Source organism: Algoriphagus namhaensis (genome assembly GCF_042649705.1).
Taxonomy (GTDB): Bacteria; Bacteroidota; Bacteroidia; order Cytophagales; family Cyclobacteriaceae; genus Algoriphagus; species Algoriphagus namhaensis.
Genome location: NZ_JBHRZS010000007.1, coordinates 709,118 through 725,742, shown reverse-complemented (window position 1 = coordinate 725,742; position 16,625 = coordinate 709,118). Strand labels below are relative to the sequence as shown.

Annotated in this window: 10 protein-coding genes; 3 read left to right on the top strand and 7 right to left on the bottom strand. The window is 43.0% G+C overall.

Going from position 1 to position 16,625, the window contains the following annotated elements; genetic code table 11:
* Positions 1 to 2: 2 nt before the first annotated feature.
* Genes ACFOSV_RS11465 through ACFOSV_RS11455 form a run of 3 tightly spaced genes read left to right on the top strand, consistent with a single transcriptional unit; the run spans position 3 to position 3,756 of the window.
* Positions 3 to 1,265 carry a glycosyl hydrolase family 17 gene (locus tag ACFOSV_RS11465; RefSeq protein ID WP_377906155.1) on the top strand — a complete coding sequence of 421 codons (1,263 nt, stop codon included), beginning with the start codon at positions 3 to 5 and terminating at the stop codon, positions 1,263 to 1,265.
* Entirely contained in the window at positions 1,255 to 2,292 is a 1,038-nt protein-coding gene (locus ACFOSV_RS11460) for a glycoside hydrolase family 2 TIM barrel-domain containing protein (protein WP_377906154.1), read from the top strand. The genes ACFOSV_RS11465 and ACFOSV_RS11460 overlap by 11 nt, the downstream gene beginning before the upstream one ends.
* Before the next feature lie 33 nt (positions 2,293 to 2,325).
* A complete protein-coding gene (locus ACFOSV_RS11455; RefSeq protein ID WP_377906153.1) occupies positions 2,326 to 3,756 on the top strand; it encodes an MFS transporter in 1,431 nt (476 codons plus the stop codon).
* A 152-nt stretch (positions 3,757 to 3,908) separates the two neighbouring features.
* Here the strand turns inward: ACFOSV_RS11455 and ACFOSV_RS11450 are convergent, their stop codons facing one another.
* The 7 genes from ACFOSV_RS11450 to ACFOSV_RS11420 all read right to left on the bottom strand — a co-directional run bounded on the left by ACFOSV_RS11450 (position 3,909) and on the right by ACFOSV_RS11420 (position 16,609).
* Positions 3,909 to 4,868 (bottom strand): PorP/SprF family type IX secretion system membrane protein, encoded by a 960-nt coding sequence (locus ACFOSV_RS11450; RefSeq protein WP_377906152.1) that lies wholly within the window; start codon positions 4,866 to 4,868, stop codon positions 3,909 to 3,911.
* A gap of 81 nt (positions 4,869 to 4,949) precedes the next feature.
* Positions 4,950 to 13,031, bottom strand: a complete 8,082-nt coding sequence (locus tag ACFOSV_RS11445) for a Calx-beta domain-containing protein (RefSeq protein ID WP_377906151.1) — start codon at positions 13,029 to 13,031, stop codon at positions 4,950 to 4,952.
* Positions 13,032 to 13,063: 32 nt separating this feature from the next.
* A complete protein-coding gene (locus ACFOSV_RS11440) occupies positions 13,064 to 13,603 on the bottom strand; it encodes a phage tail protein (RefSeq protein WP_377906150.1) in 540 nt (179 codons plus the stop codon).
* Positions 13,604 to 13,630: 27 nt separating this feature from the next.
* Positions 13,631 to 14,173: a phage tail protein gene (locus ACFOSV_RS11435; protein ID WP_377906149.1), complete on the bottom strand. Its 543-nt coding sequence runs from the start codon at positions 14,171 to 14,173 to the stop codon at positions 13,631 to 13,633.
* Positions 14,174 to 14,197: 24 nt separating this feature from the next.
* Positions 14,198 to 14,743 carry a phage tail protein gene (locus ACFOSV_RS11430; protein ID WP_377906148.1) on the bottom strand — a complete coding sequence of 182 codons (546 nt, stop codon included), beginning with the start codon at positions 14,741 to 14,743 and terminating at the stop codon, positions 14,198 to 14,200.
* A gap of 11 nt (positions 14,744 to 14,754) precedes the next feature.
* Complete coding sequence (locus ACFOSV_RS11425; protein ID WP_377906147.1) at positions 14,755 to 15,255, bottom strand: hypothetical protein; 501 nt, start codon at positions 15,253 to 15,255, stop codon at positions 14,755 to 14,757.
* A gap of 448 nt (positions 15,256 to 15,703) precedes the next feature.
* Positions 15,704 to 16,609, bottom strand: a complete 906-nt coding sequence (locus ACFOSV_RS11420; protein WP_377906146.1) for a methionyl-tRNA formyltransferase — start codon at positions 16,607 to 16,609, stop codon at positions 15,704 to 15,706.
* Between the last annotated feature and the right edge of the window lie 16 nt (positions 16,610 to 16,625).

The window sequence follows — 16,625 nt, the reverse complement described above, 5'->3', positions numbered from 1 at the left end:
GCATGCGATTAACCATTACTTTTCTTTTTTGCCTGAGCCTTTCTTTGATCTTCGGCTGTCAAACAGAAGAAAAAATACCAGAAAGTAAAGCTCCAAATGAAATTCTAGGAAATCCTGATTATCAGGCTATTTCATATGGAGGTTATCGTGCAAAAACAAGGGATGTCCAACCTACCAATGAGGAGTTGAAGGAAGATTTGAAAATCCTTTCAGCTATGGGAATTCGGATCCTACGTACCTACAATGTTCAGCTCGCTCAGACTCCCAATCTTTTAAAAGCCATTTCTGAATTAAAGCAAGAGGACCCTTCTTTTGAGATGTACGTGATGATGGGAGCTTGGATCGATTGCCTAAATGCCTGGTCTGACCTCCCTCCTGATCACACTCAGGAAAGCCCTCAAAATGAAGGAGAGATTGGTAGAGCTGTAGCCCTAGCAAAACAATACCCAGACATAGTCAAGGCCATCGCCGTGGGGAACGAAGCTATGGTGCGCTGGGCTGAAAGTTACTATGTACAGCCAGCAGTTATTTTGAAATGGGTGACCTATTTACAGGACCTCAAGGCGAAAGGTGAGCTTCCAAAAGATTTATGGATCACCAGTTCGGATGATTTTTCCTCTTGGGGAGGTGGTGATTCCTCTTATCACACTCCAGAGTTGGCGGCTTTGTATGAGGCGGTAGACTTTGTATCCATGCACACCTATCCTTATCACAATACCCATTACAACCCGGATTTCTGGCGAGATTCTCAAGCTGATTCCATCAAAAGTGATGAAGAGCGTATTAAAAATGCTATGATCCGAGCGAGGGATTTTGCAAGATCTCAGTATGACAGCGTCAAAAACTACATGGCTACCTTAGGGATCAAAAAGCCCTTACACATCGGTGAAACAGGCTGGGCTACAATATCAGATGGTTTTTATGGACCTAAAGGTTCCCGAGCCACGGACGAATTCAAACAGGGGCTGTACTATGATCTCATGAGGGAGTGGACTAATGAGGAAAGAATTACTTGTTTCTATTTTGAAGCCTTTGACGAGCAATGGAAGGATAGCCAAAACCCCAATGGCTCAGAAAATCATTTTGGGCTGATTGATCTAAATGGTCACGCCAAGTATCCTTTATGGGACGAGGTAGATGCTGGGATTTTTAACGGACTGACCAGAAATGGAAACCCTATCATCAAGAGTTTTGATGGCAACTTAGATGAATTGAAAAAAAGTATTCTTCCACCACCTATTAAAAACGCTGAGAATGAAAGATAATCCTCTAAGACAAAGTCGGTTTATTTCATTTTGTATTTTTCTTTTAAATAGCTCGATATGGCTTTTCGGAGCCTGCGAATCACCTGTAAGTCGCGAAACCATTCGTATAGAAGGTAGACAAATACTGCTTAATGACAATCCCTTTGTTGTCAAAGGAATTTGCTATAACCCTGTCCCCAAAGGCTCCAATGATCGAGTGTTTGATCAACTTGATCAAGATTTGGCTTTGATGAAAGAGGCTGGAATTAATACAATTCGAGTCTACTCCCCTATTCAAGAGCAGTGGGTTTTAGATGAATTTGCAAAGCAAAATTTAAAAGTAATCATTGGTTTTGGATACAATCAAGAAGGTGTTTATGACATTCTCTCAGGAAGCTTTATCGACTATATAGAAATGTACCGAGATCACCCGGCCATATTGATGTGGGAATTAGGAAATGAATACAATTACCACCCACAATGGTTTGACGGTGATATGAAAAATTGGTATCGAGCCATGAATGATGCAGCCGGATTAATTCATGAAAAAGACCCAAGTCGGCCAGTTACTACTGCACATGGGGAGCTTCCAGATTCATTAGCATTGTCAATGAGCCCAAACATTGATGTATGGGGTATGAATGTGTATCGCTGGGATGATCCGACTGATATTTTTCAAGAGTGGAAAGAAATTAGTGATAAACCCATGTATCTTTCTGAAGCTGGTGGAGATAGTTACATGACCATCTCAAAATTGGGCTATGAAGCAGGCCCTAATCAAAAAGCTCAGGCAGATGCCACAAAGAATATTTTAGAAAGTGTTTTCAATCATCGGGACATCTGCTTTGGTGTGACCTTATTTGCTTTCAACGATGAACTTTGGAAAGCTGGAAATCCAGATACTTTAGACCCAGGAGGCTGGGCTCCAAATAGTAGTGGAGTACCATATGACGGCTCTCCTAATGAAGAATATTGGGGAATAGTGGATATAGACCGGAATAAAAAAGAAGCATTTCAAGTGGTCAAAGAAATCTATTCCAAAAACTGAAATCAAATCAAATAAACCCTAACCAAACCCAAAATGTCCAAGTATAAAACCGCACCGGAGGATATAGTCCCATTAGTGCAAAAGTTTGCCTTTGGAGCAGGAAACCTTGCTAATCAGCTTTTCCCTGCAGCTCTCGGCGCTTTTATGTATTATCTCGTGGTGGCATACAAAATGGACCCACTGGATGCAGCTTTGTTATCCTCTATTCCGCGTTTTCTTGATGCGATCACTGACCCGATCATGGGTTATATCACGGATAACACACGGTCTAAATGGGGTCGTAGAAAACCTTACATCATGTTAGGTGCCTTCATCACGGGTATCACCTTTATGATCATGTGGCAGCTAAACCCAGAAGATTCCAGCAGCTTTCATTTCTGGTATATCTTGTTGCTCTCTTTTGTCTTTTATATTGGGTATACCATTTTTGCCACCCCACTTATAGGCTTGGGGTACGAGATGACATCAGATTACAACGAGCGCACAAGGCTCATGGCCTCTTCTCAAATTATTGGTCAGATCGCCTGGATGATCGCCCCTTGGATTTGGTGGGTAATTGCGCAGCCGGATATTTTCCCTACACAAACAGAAGGAGTCCGAGTAGTCGCGGTGATTACAGGTCTGGTTTGTCTAGTGCTCGCGGTGCTACCAGCGATTTTCTGTAAGGAAATAGACCAAACCAATCTCACAGGTCAGTCTAATTTGTCTTTCAAAGACTTTAAGGTAAACATGCTGAAACTTTTCAAGGGAATGAAAGAAATCCTCATCAATGTGGAGTTTCTCAGAGTTTGTGGGGCTACATTTTTGGTGTTTAATGGCTTTCAGATCGTTGCGCAGTTTTCATTATTTATCATTGTTTATTACATGTTCAATGGGGACTACGGGGCAGCAGGACAATGGCCAGCTTGGTACAACACCATGGCTGCCGCATCAACGATGTTTCTGGTAATTCCAGTGATCACCAAGATGGCAGAAAAATGGGGTAAGAAGAATGCATTTATCATTTCTACACTCATTTCTGTAATAGGCTACGGTATGAAGTGGTGGGGATTCAACCCTGATGTCGTTTGGGTGATGTTTATCCAAATTCCATTCATGTCCTTTGGAATTGGCGGCCTTTTCACTCTAATGATGAGTATGACTGCAGACCTTTGTGATCTGGACGAGCTGAATAATGGAATGCCAAGGAAAGAGGGGACTTTCGGAGCAGTGTATTGGCTGATGGTAAAAATCGGATCTGCTTTGGCCCTTGGAATCAGTGGACTCATTTTATCTATCGTAGGTTGGGACCAAAATGAAGCTACCCAAACCATGGAGACTTTAACCCAACTTAGAATTGCTGATGTGATCGTCCCAATTACTACTGCTCTTCTGGCGGTAGTGGTGATGTGGAATTATACCATCTCTGAAGATAAAGCGAATGAAATCCGCAAGGAACTGGTAAAAAGAAGAGGGAGATTGTAGGAAAAAGCCCATTCGCAAGATCAAAAATTAATCAAGGAACAGGGCAGTCTTTCTAGATTTAAGGGAATCGCTCTTCCTTTAAAAGATTGAATCAAAAAAGCCATACGATAGGTGATTATCGTATGGCTTTTTTGCGTCCTTGTATTTTCCTCTTACCAAATCAATACCTCATTATCAGTTCTTCTCTTATTGTCTTTAAACAGGTTAAAGACGGCTGTGAATTCATGCGTATTCCCCGGAAGGTTATACCCTCCTCCCACAGGAAACTCAAACAAGTAGCCTACTCGGATTCTCTTGGTCAAGATCCCCATCTGTACGTTGGTGGCTGAATTGATCCTCGTCCCCATTCCAACCCATACCCGATCCATAAGCAAAGCCTTTAGGTTCAGCTCCACGTTGTCGTTGATGTCTTTCTGCGTTCGATAGTAGGCGTTGAAGATCACCGCCACATTTGGACTCAACGATTCTCGGTATCCGGCCTGAATGATATTCGAAGCGGGATAGCTATCGATAAACTCATCTCCTGATATGATCGCTCCGCCCGCCACTCGATGGATTCCATAGGATACGTAATACTTGGCATGCGTCAGTGCCAATCCAATATTAAAATCTACCACCTGCATGTCTGAGAAGCCTCCAAGGTATTGACTTAAAGTAGGGTCATTTAGATCCTCCGAGGTCAGTGCATTTCCATCCAGTCGGATATTCTGATAACTCAGTCCTGCTCCCAGCCGAAGGTTGTGCTTCTCGGTCAGTCTCACTCTTGACGCATAGGCCACGATCAATTCAGTCTCTCGAAAGGCTCCATAGGTATCCTGAAGCATATTCACCGACAGTGCATTCTTGCCCATCAATGCAGGGTCCATCTCTCCTGAAAGCTCCCCGAAGTCCAGCTCCGCGCTGATAAAGTAGCTTCGCGGTGCCCCCTCGATACCGGACCACTGATTCCTGACAAAACCTCTTACCGTACTCCCCTCATAGCCGGTCAAGCCCGGATTGAAGTAACTCTGGAAGTGACTGAAGTTGGAAACATATTTTCGTGTTTGTCCAATGGACTGAAAAGCTATTCCCACCATCAATAGGCCTGCGAGTATATAGTTGAATCGTTTCATGCTCTCTATTTTATCTAAGTTGTGCTATTTAAAAAATGGGGTTGGAACAGGGTTTTCTCCGGGACCAACCCCTAACTCTATTTACTGTTTCAAGAGGTTAAGAACTCCTCTTCGCACCTCGCCTGTTTCCTCTACTGTGATCACCCAAACATAGGAGGTCACTACAGGGTCATTGCCATTGATGCGTCCATCCCAGCGTACATCCGGATCCTCAGTATAGAAGACTCTGTTTCCGCTACCCATCTCGATCACTTGGATCTGTACACCTCTATAGTACCTCAAAGCAGGAACCCCCCAGGTATCATTTGCTCCATCATTATTTGGAGTAAAGGTGTTCGGAACATCCAGTTGATCTAATGGCGTTCGTAGGCGCTGAATCGCAAAAGTCTTATCCAACACATTGCCTGCCCGGTCGGTCACCCTCACGCTGATCGTGAAGTCTACCCGTCCTGCCACTTGATCTGCACTGCTCCAGAATAGAATACCATCAATAATCTCAAAGTATTCATTGTCTGCTGCTCCATCGATCAAGCTGATCTCATGGATATCGTCTGTAGGATCAATGACGCTGAAGAAGCCGATTTCCTGGAAGAATTGATCCGGAATCGCAATGAAACTACTTGCACTCAGATTCACATCCTGTGGAGCTGGCTTCGCTTCTACCGTGATGGAAAGGATCGGATCAATCTCATAGGTATTCAGAATACCCGCTGGGAGCATCGTCTCTCCTCTGAAGTTATTGGTTCCCGGAATCAATGGATTGTATCCGGTCAAATCCCAAGTCACTTCCAGGTTGATGAACTCGCCCTTACCTGTCACTCCTATCACTTCCGTAGTAAGATCAAGATCAGTCGCTGCAGTACCCCAAGCAACTGTGATGCTTTGAGCTACATACTCCACAATCGATCTATCCTGTACATAATCCGGTACGCCATCTTCGTCTGTGTCTGTGAAGTCTGAGCCATTGTCAGGATCGGTGCCCTCTCGCTCTTCCACATAATCCGGTACACCATCTTCATCCGAATCTCTATTGTCTGATGGATCGGTCGGATCAGTGCCCTGTTGATCTTCTAAGTAATCTGGTACGCCGTCTTCATCCGAATCTTTTGCATCTTCCCCATCATTCGGATCCGTGCCTTCCTGTTCTTCTACATAGTCCGGCACCCCATCTTCATCTGAATCTCTGAAGTCAGTGGAATCTTCTGGATCGGTTCCTTGCTGATCTTCTACATAATCCGGAACTCCATCTTCATCCATATCTTTGAAGTCAGTGGAATCTTCCGGATCGGTTCCCTCCTCTTCTTCTACAAAGTCTGGAACACCATCCTGGTCACTATCGTTAAAGTCAGTCGGATCGGTTGGGTCTGTGTCATCCATTTCTTCCACATCATCGGGTACCCCGTCTCCATCACTGTCATTCGTGATGATCTCAAAGGTTCCACCCGCAAAGGTGATGGTATAATTTGCTCCTGCATCCAAACTTCCCTGGCTGATTGTATAGAAGCCTACTGCCTCACCGGCTTCTCGAACCAAGCTTCCGCTAAAGATGGATTCATCATCTCCTGCTCCATAGCCTGTCGCCGTATAAGTCAATAAAGGTTCTTCTTGTCCAAACAGTTTGCTCTGATCCGGATCGGTCACCACACTCAGATCGGCAGGTGTGATCGTCAGATCTACTGTAAGTACCAATTCAGTAAAGTTCGGGCCGCTGATCGTGGCCGTCACTTCCTGGGTTCCTACATCCGTTCGGCTATTGTTGGTGTAAGCCACCGAAGTACCTGTAGGAAGGGTACCCGAAATCGCCAATGACTTGGCCGTGCCGTCATAGACAAAATTGCCGTCTGCGAAGGTAATTCCCGTAACTGTAGCCGGTGTGATCGTCAGATCAGCAGTCAAGATCAAAGTATTGTAATTGGATCCTGTGATCGTGGCCGTCACTTCCTGGGTTCCTACATCCGTTCGGTTATTGTTGGTGTAAGCCACCGAAGTACCTGTAGGAAGGGTACCCGAGATCGCCAATGATTTGGCCGTGCCGTCAAAGACAAAGGTGCCATCATCGAAGGTGACTCCAGTAATCACTGCTGGCGTGATCGTCAGATCAGCAGTCAATACCAAAGTATTAAAGTTGCTGCCTGAAATCGTTGCGGTCACTTCCTGGGTTCCCACATTGGTTCGGCTGTTGTTCATATAAGCAACCGAAGTACCCGCAGGAAGTGTCCCCAAGATCGCCAATGACTTGGCCATTCCGTCAAAGACAAAGCTGCGATCGACAAAGGTGATTCCTGTCACTCCTGCCGGAGTAATCGTCAAATCAGCTTTCAGTTCCAGTGTCGTAAAGTTCGAACCAGAAATCGTTGCGGTCACTTCCTGGGTTCCCACATTGGTTCGGCTGTTGTTCGTATAAGCAACCGAAGTACCCGCAGGAAGTGTCCCCGAGATCGCCAATGACTTGGCCGAACCGTCAAAATCAAAGCTTCCATCGGCAAACGTGATACCCGTGATCGTCGCCGGGGTAATAGTCAGGTCAGCTGTGAGCACCAGATCGGTGAAGTTCGACCCGCTAATCGTAGCGGTTACCTCCTGAGTACCTACATCCGTTCTGCTAATGTTCGCATAGCTTACTGAGGTTCCTGTAGGTAATGTTCCGCTAATCGCAAGGGACTTGGCCGTGCCGTCGAAGACAAAGCTGCCATCGACAAACGTGATACCCGTGATCGTCGCAGGTGTAATGGTCAAATCTGCCGTTAGCACCAGGTCGGTGTAATTCGACCCACTAATCGTGGCTGTCACTTCCTGGGTACCTACATTGGTTCTGCCATTGTTGGTATAAGCTACAGATGTTCCTGCCGGTAATGTACCGGTGATTGCAAGTGACTTGGAAGTGCCGTCGAAGACAAAGTCGTCATCGGTAAAGGTTATTCCGTTGATCGGTGCCCGAATGATTTCAAAGTCTGCTGGTACAAAATTGATTGAATAATTAGGACCAGCACTCAAGTCTCCTTGGTTAATTCCATAAGTACCTACAGTTTCTCCTGCAGTTCTTGAAAGGGATCCAGTTAAAATCGCTTCAGTATCTGTTCCTACAAAGCCAGTTGCAGAATAAGTTAATACTGGATCTGCTATTCCGAAGATTTTAGATTGTTCAGGATCTGCTGTGACTGTCAATACTTTTGGAACCAAAACAACAGTCACCACTGCGACAGCACTAGACTGGTTTCCTGAAGCATCAAAGACAGTTAAGGTCACGTTGTTTGGTCCCACATCAGCTCCTGTAAATTCAGATTTACTTAATGTTCTTGACGAGATGCTACAATTATCACTAGATCCATCGTCAACTACACTTGGTATCAAGGTCACAGATCCAAATGCATCAACATTCATTATGATATTTTTAGCCTTTGCTATAGGTGCTATATTATCTTGGACAAGTACATAAGTATCTGCAAAGTCAGAATTACCAGCTTCATCGGTTGCAGTTATTCTAACATCATTTGGTGCTACTCCTACATTCGAGCAATCAAACATGGATTTATCTAATTCCAACTGAATATTTGAAGGGTCAGAGTAATCATCTGATAAAGGACTTGCCAAGAAATCACTTGCTTGTAAAGCCGGAGAATTTCCATTAAAATCTACCTGGATAGTTAATCCATTAATGACTATTGGAGTAGGAGCTTTTGTATCGATAGTTATTTCTAAACCAGGAGAGGCTGGACTTGAATTACCAGCAAGATCAGTAACTATAGCTGTTATGATATGAACTCCCGAAGACAAGGTCGAAGAAGTTATTGACCAATTTCCTGATCCGTCAGTAGTGGTGGCACCTACATTCCCATCAATATTACTATTCAGAGTAACAGTGGAATTTGGTAATGCAGTACCTTCAAATGTTGGAGTATTATCATTTGTAATATTATCGCTGTCACTCACACCCGAGTCGCTGGAAGGTACCAAATCCGGAGTACTCGGAGCATTGATGTCATCATTGAGAATGGTCACAGTCGCCCCATCAGTAATATCAATATCTCCAGGGGTAACAACCGGTGAAACAAGATTACTCATTGACAAAATAACCGTTTCATCTGGCTCTGGTGTTGCATCTGCGGTTGGGGTCACCGAAAAGGTTTGTGTCTCTCCTGCTGTACCAGCGAAGGTTAAGGTTTGGCTCGTAACAGCGGTATAATCTCCATCTGCTGTTGTGGCTGTACCATCTGCAGTACTTACATCCACATCTAAACCTCCATCAACTGCATTGTCTAGAGTAGCCGTTACCGTGATCGCCCCATCATCCTCGTTTCCGCTTACATCAGCGATGGTGACAGATGCCTGATCATCATTTAGAATAGTCAAAGTAGCTCCATCAGTTATATCAATACTCCCGGACAAAGTCCCCGCTAATAGATTGCTCATCGAAATTAAAACTGTTTGATCAGGCTCGACTACATCATCAATTCCGATCGGTACCTCGAAGCTTTTAGTTTCGCCTGCTGTACCCCCAAAGAATAAAGTGGCCGAAACAGCAGAATAATCTCCATCAGCCACCAAAGCGGATCCATCTGCAGAACTAACATCAACGGAGAAGAATGAATTTACTTCACTATCCAGGAAGACAGTTATGGTGGCTGCTCCCAAATCCTCATTTACTGCCACATCTGCTATTGTTACCGTGGCTTGATCGTCATTTGTGATGGTTCCTGTCCCTAATCCATCAGCGATGGTGACATTAGTACCCGTAGGGTTTGAAAGCAACAGAGGAAGGGTCTCATCAACCTCCACAATTTGATCACCAATAATGCTAATGTCAACTGTCTTGCTGGTTTCTCCCGCTGCAAAACTCAATGTTCCATTTGCTAAAGTATAATCCAATCCGGGTATTGCTGTTCCATTAGATGCAGAGTAATCGACTGTCGCACCTCCAGCTGGAGCAGGTTCGCTTAAGGATACTGTGAAGGTTAGCGCAGTGGTACCAGCATTACCTTCTGTAACTGAAGGATCATTGATTGAAAAGAAGATATTATCATCATTTAAAATAGTCACAGTTGCCCCATCCGTGATATCTAGATCCCCACTAGCTACAGATCCGGGAACTAGGTTACTCATCCCAATAACTACCGTTTCATTGGGTTCTGATGTAGCATCAGCCGTAGGCGTTATAGTGAATGTCTGTGTTTCACCGGATGTTCCTACAAAGGTTAATGTTTGGCCAATAACTGCTGTATAGTCGCTGTCAGCTGTAGTAGCGGTACCATCTGCAGTACTTACATCCACATCAAATCCACCATCTACTGCATTATCCAAAGTGGCCGTTACAGTGATAGCTCCATCATCTTCATTCCCACTAACATCAGCGATTGTGAGGGTGGCCACATCATCATCTGTGATGTTTATGGTTTGAGAAGCAGGTGTTCCTATAGAGGCGGTAGATGTACCTGTTATAGCTGCAATTATTGTTTCATCTAATTCGACAATATCATCCCCTATCGAAGTAATAGGGATTGACCCTGTCGTATTACCTGAAAAAACAGTGATGGTCGAACTTCCGGAATAGTCTACCCCATTTAAGGCCGTACCAGTGTAGGTGATTGTTATAGTTTCATTAGCTATTGTGGCTGAAGAAAGTGTCGCAGTCAATATCGCGATTCCTCCTGTCTCAATAATGCTATTAGAAGAAGAGCTTAAGATCACTTCTGGAGTGAGAATCTTTTGAACATTATCATCCACTTCTGCACCCTGATTTCCAGAAGTATCAGTAAGCACCACCGTTAATGTCACGGTACCGGCTCCAAGACCACTTAAATCAATTCCAGTAATCTGATCTGTAGCAGTAGTTAAAGTACCCGTCCCAGACACCGCCGTTCCTCCACCGGTACTTGTAAATTCGTAATCATATGTGGCTCCAGGCTCACCGCCAGCAAATGTAAAGCTTGCATTATTGGCATTTCCAGCGGTAATCGGATCCTGATCAATCGTCACTGAATAACCCGTCGGTGCTTCAAAATCTGAGCAGAACTGCATATTATCTGCAGCCACATAGACGAAGGTAGAAACCGTAATTTCCAACCTGTCCACAAAAATTTCACTGTAATCAGCTGCTCCATCTGTCATAAAATCAAGGGTGAAGAACCCGTTGTTTCCATTTGAAGTAGCCGTGGGAAATCCTGTGTTTTTGGCTATAGAATAAAGAGGGGTCGCATTCCCGGTTTCAAATGCCGTAATAATAATCTCTCCATCATCTGTAGGGGTGGCTCCGCCAACGATTGAGGAAAGGTAGAAGTCTATCTTTTTAAAGCTCACTGCATCTGAAATGGAGTTTATTACATACGTACCTGTGCCACTATTCTCAATAAACTCGTTTGAATTACCGGCCCCAAAGCCGAACTGAGATTTAATTGCCCAAGGACCTGTAAGTGTGAAGTCCTTTCCATTAGAAGTAAAAGCTGTCTGAGCATTTGTAAAGGACTCAAAGGTTTCAATAAAGCATGAGCCTACTAGGTGAACTTGGCCTCCTGAAAAATCAAATGGCGGGGTATTTCCAAGCCCGTCAGCAATATCTGTATTTGCCTTAAGATTTACTTTCAAGCTTCCTTCTCCACTGATTCCAGTGACGGAAACAATGTAATTAGAAGCAGAACCAGAAATATTGGTAATTGCACCTGTAGCCGTACCTGTCGTGATTAATTCAAAGTCATCCGTAGTAACATTTACTGCATCTTCATCAAAAACTACCTCATAATTCACGGCTGCGGATGTGGATACAGGATTGCCTACTAAATCGATGCTCTGAACGGCTGGTGCTTGAGTATCTGTAGCCGCTGCTGCCTCGCAGAAATTAAAGTTATCAATGGCAAGTTCTATGAATCCTCCTGATATGGTGAAGACGAGTTCATCCACATTGGTATTTCTATAATTCGCTGCTCCATCTGTGGCGAAGTCCAAGGTGAAGAAACCATTGTTATCGGTCGTGGTGGTAGGGAATCCTGAGTTTTTAGTGATGATAAATTGACTCACACCTCCATTTTTACCTTCGACGGTCAATGTTCCTACATCAGTCGGGTTGGAGCCAATACCATTAGAAAGAAAAATATCCACAGTTTTCATGGTAAATTCCGCAGCACCCGTAATGGAGAATGATCCAGCAGTATTGTTATTTATTACATACCCAGAAGATGGCCCTGCGCCAAACCCACTTCTTTTTTCTATTTCCAGCCCTGTGCCAAGATTAAAAGTCTCACCATTATCACTGAAAGTAGTCGCGGCGTCCGTCTCTGTCTCAAAAGTCTCTACAAAACAAGGTCCTACAAAATGTATTTGACCCGAGGTGAATGCCGGCGTTCCGCTGTTACCATTATCATTTTGGATATCAGTACTGGCCTTAAGATCAAGCCTGACAGTTCCATATCCTGCCAGATTATTGACTGCAACAGTATAAGAAGAACCACTTCCGCTCACTGCTCCTACGGCTCCTGAAGTACCCGCAGTAGTGAGTTGGAAATCATCTGAACTCACATTAACCGCATTTTTTGAAAAAGTAACGGCATAGGTTACAGATGCAGCGGTCGTAAGAGGATTTCCCACTAGAGAAATATCCGTAACCACAGGGGGATCAGTCACTCCTGTATTCAGGGCAGGACCAAATGAAAAATTATCAATCAGAACATATAAATCAGTCCCCTCTATTCTTATCTCATCTACGTCATTAAAATCAGTGTTTGTCGCAAAGTTTTTTGACCCAGTTGTATTGCTATCAAAATTAACATTTACAGTTGCACCAACTTGAGCATTGTCTTTAAAGGCTTTAATAGTACCAGATGCGGAGCATAACCCACATCCATTTTGAAGCCAAATGCTTAAAAGCTGAAAATCAGAGTTGTCTGCTTTTGTGATTTTCCAACCTGTAACACCTCCAACGTCTAAATTATTATCATCAAGGGCTCGAGTGCCATTAAAACCATTACTTGAGCTACTAACCCATGCATTAGCGTTTGATCCAGAAAATATTTCAAACCTGACTCCAGTATTCACATAAGAATTTGTACCGTTTAATGAAATTGCAGTATTTGTCGTGATTTCATCAAAGGTTACTGTAGTCTGGGCACTTACTTGTACCAGAAAAGTAGTTAAGAAAAAAATTAGACTTGTCAGAAATGAAAAAGATCGTACCATGGAATTAGGCTTAGGGATGAAATATTTGCGTTTTAAGATCTACTTGGAAATAATCCCTCAAGGCAGATGATATAATTGGTTACTAAATAAGGATTTCTGAGATAGAAGGACTGACTCACTCCAGTATTTCCTACTATAGGCCCCAAGGTGGTATTGCCAGCAGAATTATAGGCATCAACAGGTTTTAATGGTGCCCCTCTCTCTACTTCTATTTCTGCCTTCCCAAAGACTTTTCCACTTGGAGATCTTTGATCAGCCACTTGATTACTTACATTCACTGGATGGTTATGAGGGGGCATCTCCAATACATTCAATGTATGTGATTCCTGACCTCCTTTTTGACCCTCGCGAATATTAGAAAGCCCAGGTCCTGTTCCTACACCAATCGGTGCCCTTCCTCTTAAATCGGGAAGAGCGAAAGTGGTGCGACCATCTCCACCATAGATTGTTCCTAAAATGGAAAATAAAGCCGAGTTTTGAGCTATAGCTAGTAGCTGACCTTCACAGAATGCCCAGGTACGAGGTGCAAAATTTCCTCCAAAAAGTCTTACTTCTCCAATCATTCCTTCCATAACGACGTTTATTTTAAATGTTAAAAATTAGCTTCTACTTGGGAAAATGCCCTGTAAAGCAATTATATAATGTAAACCCAAAAAAGGATTTCTGATGTAAATTGACTGTCCACCCCCGGCTTGGGAAATAGTATCCGGAGCCATTTGAGCATTAGAAGTATTAGTATACATATCAACTGGAGTTGGTGTTTGCCCCCTCTCTGCTACCGTCTGCGCCTGAGCGGGAGCTCCAGAAGACGGGTCTGAAGTACTAGCCGTTGTATTATTGGCAACCACTGAATGATTGTGCGAAGGCAATTCATTTAAGTTAAGAGTTTTTGTTTCTATACCTCCCTTTTCACCTTGCCTTATGTTGGATAATCCAGGACCTTGTCCCTGAGAGTTAGGAAATCTTCCCCTTAAATCTGGCAAGGCGAAGGTTGTCCTTCCATCTCCACCATATATCGTCCCTAGTAAGGCAAACAGTGCTTGATTTTGGCTAATTGGTAAAAGTTGCCCCTGGCAGAGTGCCCATCCTCTTGGAGCAAAATTGCCAGCGAATATTCTTATTTCTGCTAATGTTGGTTCCATTATTTTTTATCTAGAGTTGAAAAATTATGATCTGGAAGGGAAAGTCCCGAAAAGACAAATAATATATCTTAGACCCAAATAAGGATTCTTGACACTAAAAGGTTGACTACCTCCAGCATTACCGACACTATTCGATGCCATTGGTATCTGGTTGGCCACACTGCCATATGAATCCACCGGTACAGGAGTGGCTCCACGCTCCACCTCGGTTTGAGCTTTTGCCGAATATCTCCCTGTGGGGTCAGAATTATCCCCGGCAGTGGAACTTACTTTTATCGTATGATTATGAGTGGGTAGATTAGCAACATTCAGTTGGACCTGCTCCAACCCACCTCTTTGCCCTATGCGGAAACTAGGAAGGCCTGGGCCAGTACCTTCACCGATAGCCACCCTGCTTCTAAGGTCTGGCAAGCCAAATGTTGTCCTCCCATCTCCTCCATAAGTTGTTCCTAAAATTGAAAATAATGCTGTGTTCTGGGAAATAGAAATCAGCTGTCCCGAGCAATCAGCCCAATTTCTTGGGGAATAATTACCTCCAAAAAGTCGAATTTCTCCTATTGTACCTTCCATAGAAAAATTATTTAAGTATTTACTATATTGAAATCAAAAGTCTGTGTATCAAAATCCTGATGCACCACCCCTATCACAGCCGGCTGTATAGGTTGCACTTGAATAAAGACCTCGTTACCATCTCTGTTCTTAACTGCTAAGAATTCAGGAGATTTCTTTTCTGTGGACGAGGTAAAAAACCAATTAACGCCCTCACTACTTTCTATAAAATCCTTATAGGATAAGTAAGGGAATAGTCCCTCTGGGTTTTCAAGAAGACAAAGTACCCGCTGGCATCCGATTGTACGTAATTCCTGACTTTTCTTTTGAATTGTGGCTAATATGGTGGATACGGTCTGATTACTTCCTGTAAAAGCAATTCCCATGACTCCGATCTGTTCCCCACATGCTTGAATCAGAGTATAATCTTTTAAACTTTCAAAAATGGGATGCCCATTTCTGTTTAAGTTTGAATTAATAATTTCAAAATGTTCCAACCCTATTTCTTCTAGTTCCTCGATTGGATATTCCAAAAGCTTCGGGTCGAAATTGAATATCAGTGGAGAGGACTTAGTATATTTCTGGTTTATCTCATTACGAATAGAAGTGTACGAGCCTAACCCAAGTCGAATCGGAATTGAGCCGGTTTGAGAAACTAAATTCCTTAAAGAGTTTGAACCTCCCAAATTCATTTCACCAACAAAAGGCAACCAACTAACCTTCGAATTTCTCCCCAGGGCCCAAACGACCGAGGGTGTAGAAATCATTGTAGATAGTGCTGAAGCAGCGATAAAATTCTTTAAAAATAACCTTCTAGAAAATGTCATATGCTAAAAATATTATTCTTTAATATGACATTTATCTATAATAAATCCTAAAGGATCTAATTAAATTAATTAAATAAAATATGGTAATATTTAAAAAAAATTAAATGTAAAAACTCTTGAATAATATAAAATGTCATTAGAATACATAAATCAGCTATTCAAACCTTTCATGGGCTTTGACACCAAGTGCTGCAAATTTTTGAGAAGAAATGTAAGCACCTTCTAGTTTGAGGAGATTTACACGCAAACACTTGAAATCTGAGCATAAAACAAAAATCCCATAAGTAGAGTCAGAATAAACGATACCACCTGCACTAAATATCCCTTGATTTTCAAGATCAGCAGGGCTTACTTCCAAAATTCTTAGCTGTGCGCCTTTATAAAAGGTAATCGCACCTCCGTAAGCTGGATTGCAAGCATTCACCAAATTCTCTACTTCTTCCGAAGTATGATCTTTCCATCGAATCATAATATCCTCGGAATTAGGCTTTGATTTTGGTTTCGGATTGGAGGATATTCGCTTTAGACCCTTTACTTCAATTTTGCTGAATATTTCAGGTAGGAGTGATGGAATAAGGTGGGATAAACGACCGCCAAGAACTCCATATGGTTCGCCAGGAAAAACTGGAACCTCTCTCCCTAAGACCTCTAGACCCTCGTCAAACTTTTCATTTATTTTATGAGCAGTCACTCTAACTTGCTTCCTTCCTTCCTTGAGAATCCAGAATAAAGGATCAGGCCCTGCATACAGTGGTAATTCACCAAAGTGAATATTTATGATGCCGTGGGTAAATTGTTCTAAGACCTTTTTAGAAATCTTGTCCTTGAATCCTAGCATAAGACCCATCTGATAGTCATGATTTTTCAATCCAGCAACTACCTCCTCAATATTACCCCAATGCATGATTTCAATTTGACCAGTAGTACAAAAGATTTCAATATTTGGATTTAATCCATCAGACACTTTAGCCGAAACCACCGCTTCTAATTTATTCTCATTTTTTAGCCATGTTAAAGTAGGGATCGCCCAATCCGAATTCGTAAAAAAAATAACTTTCATATATTTCCCTTTTAAT

Bases quoted from the DNA above. Each gene is read 5' to 3' on its own strand.
- ACFOSV_RS11465 (WP_377906155.1), top strand. From the start codon at position 3: ATGCGATTAACCATTACTTTTCTTTTTTGCCTGAGCCTTTCTTTGATC.
- ACFOSV_RS11460 (WP_377906154.1), top strand. From the start codon at position 1,255: ATGAAAGATAATCCTCTAAGACAAAGTCGGTTTATTTCATTTTGTATT.
- ACFOSV_RS11455 (WP_377906153.1), top strand. From the start codon at position 2,326: ATGTCCAAGTATAAAACCGCACCGGAGGATATAGTCCCATTAGTGCAA.
- ACFOSV_RS11450 (WP_377906152.1), bottom strand. From the start codon at position 4,868: ATGAAACGATTCAACTATATACTCGCAGGCCTATTGATGGTGGGAATA.
- ACFOSV_RS11445 (WP_377906151.1), bottom strand. From the start codon at position 13,031: ATGGTACGATCTTTTTCATTTCTGACAAGTCTAATTTTTTTCTTAACT.
- ACFOSV_RS11440 (WP_377906150.1), bottom strand. From the start codon at position 13,603: ATGGAAGGAATGATTGGAGAAGTAAGACTTTTTGGAGGAAATTTTGCA.
- ACFOSV_RS11435 (WP_377906149.1), bottom strand. From the start codon at position 14,173: ATGGAACCAACATTAGCAGAAATAAGAATATTCGCTGGCAATTTTGCT.
- ACFOSV_RS11430 (WP_377906148.1), bottom strand. From the start codon at position 14,743: ATGGAAGGTACAATAGGAGAAATTCGACTTTTTGGAGGTAATTATTCC.
- ACFOSV_RS11420 (WP_377906146.1), bottom strand. From the start codon at position 16,609: ATGAAAGTTATTTTTTTTACGAATTCGGATTGGGCGATCCCTACTTTA.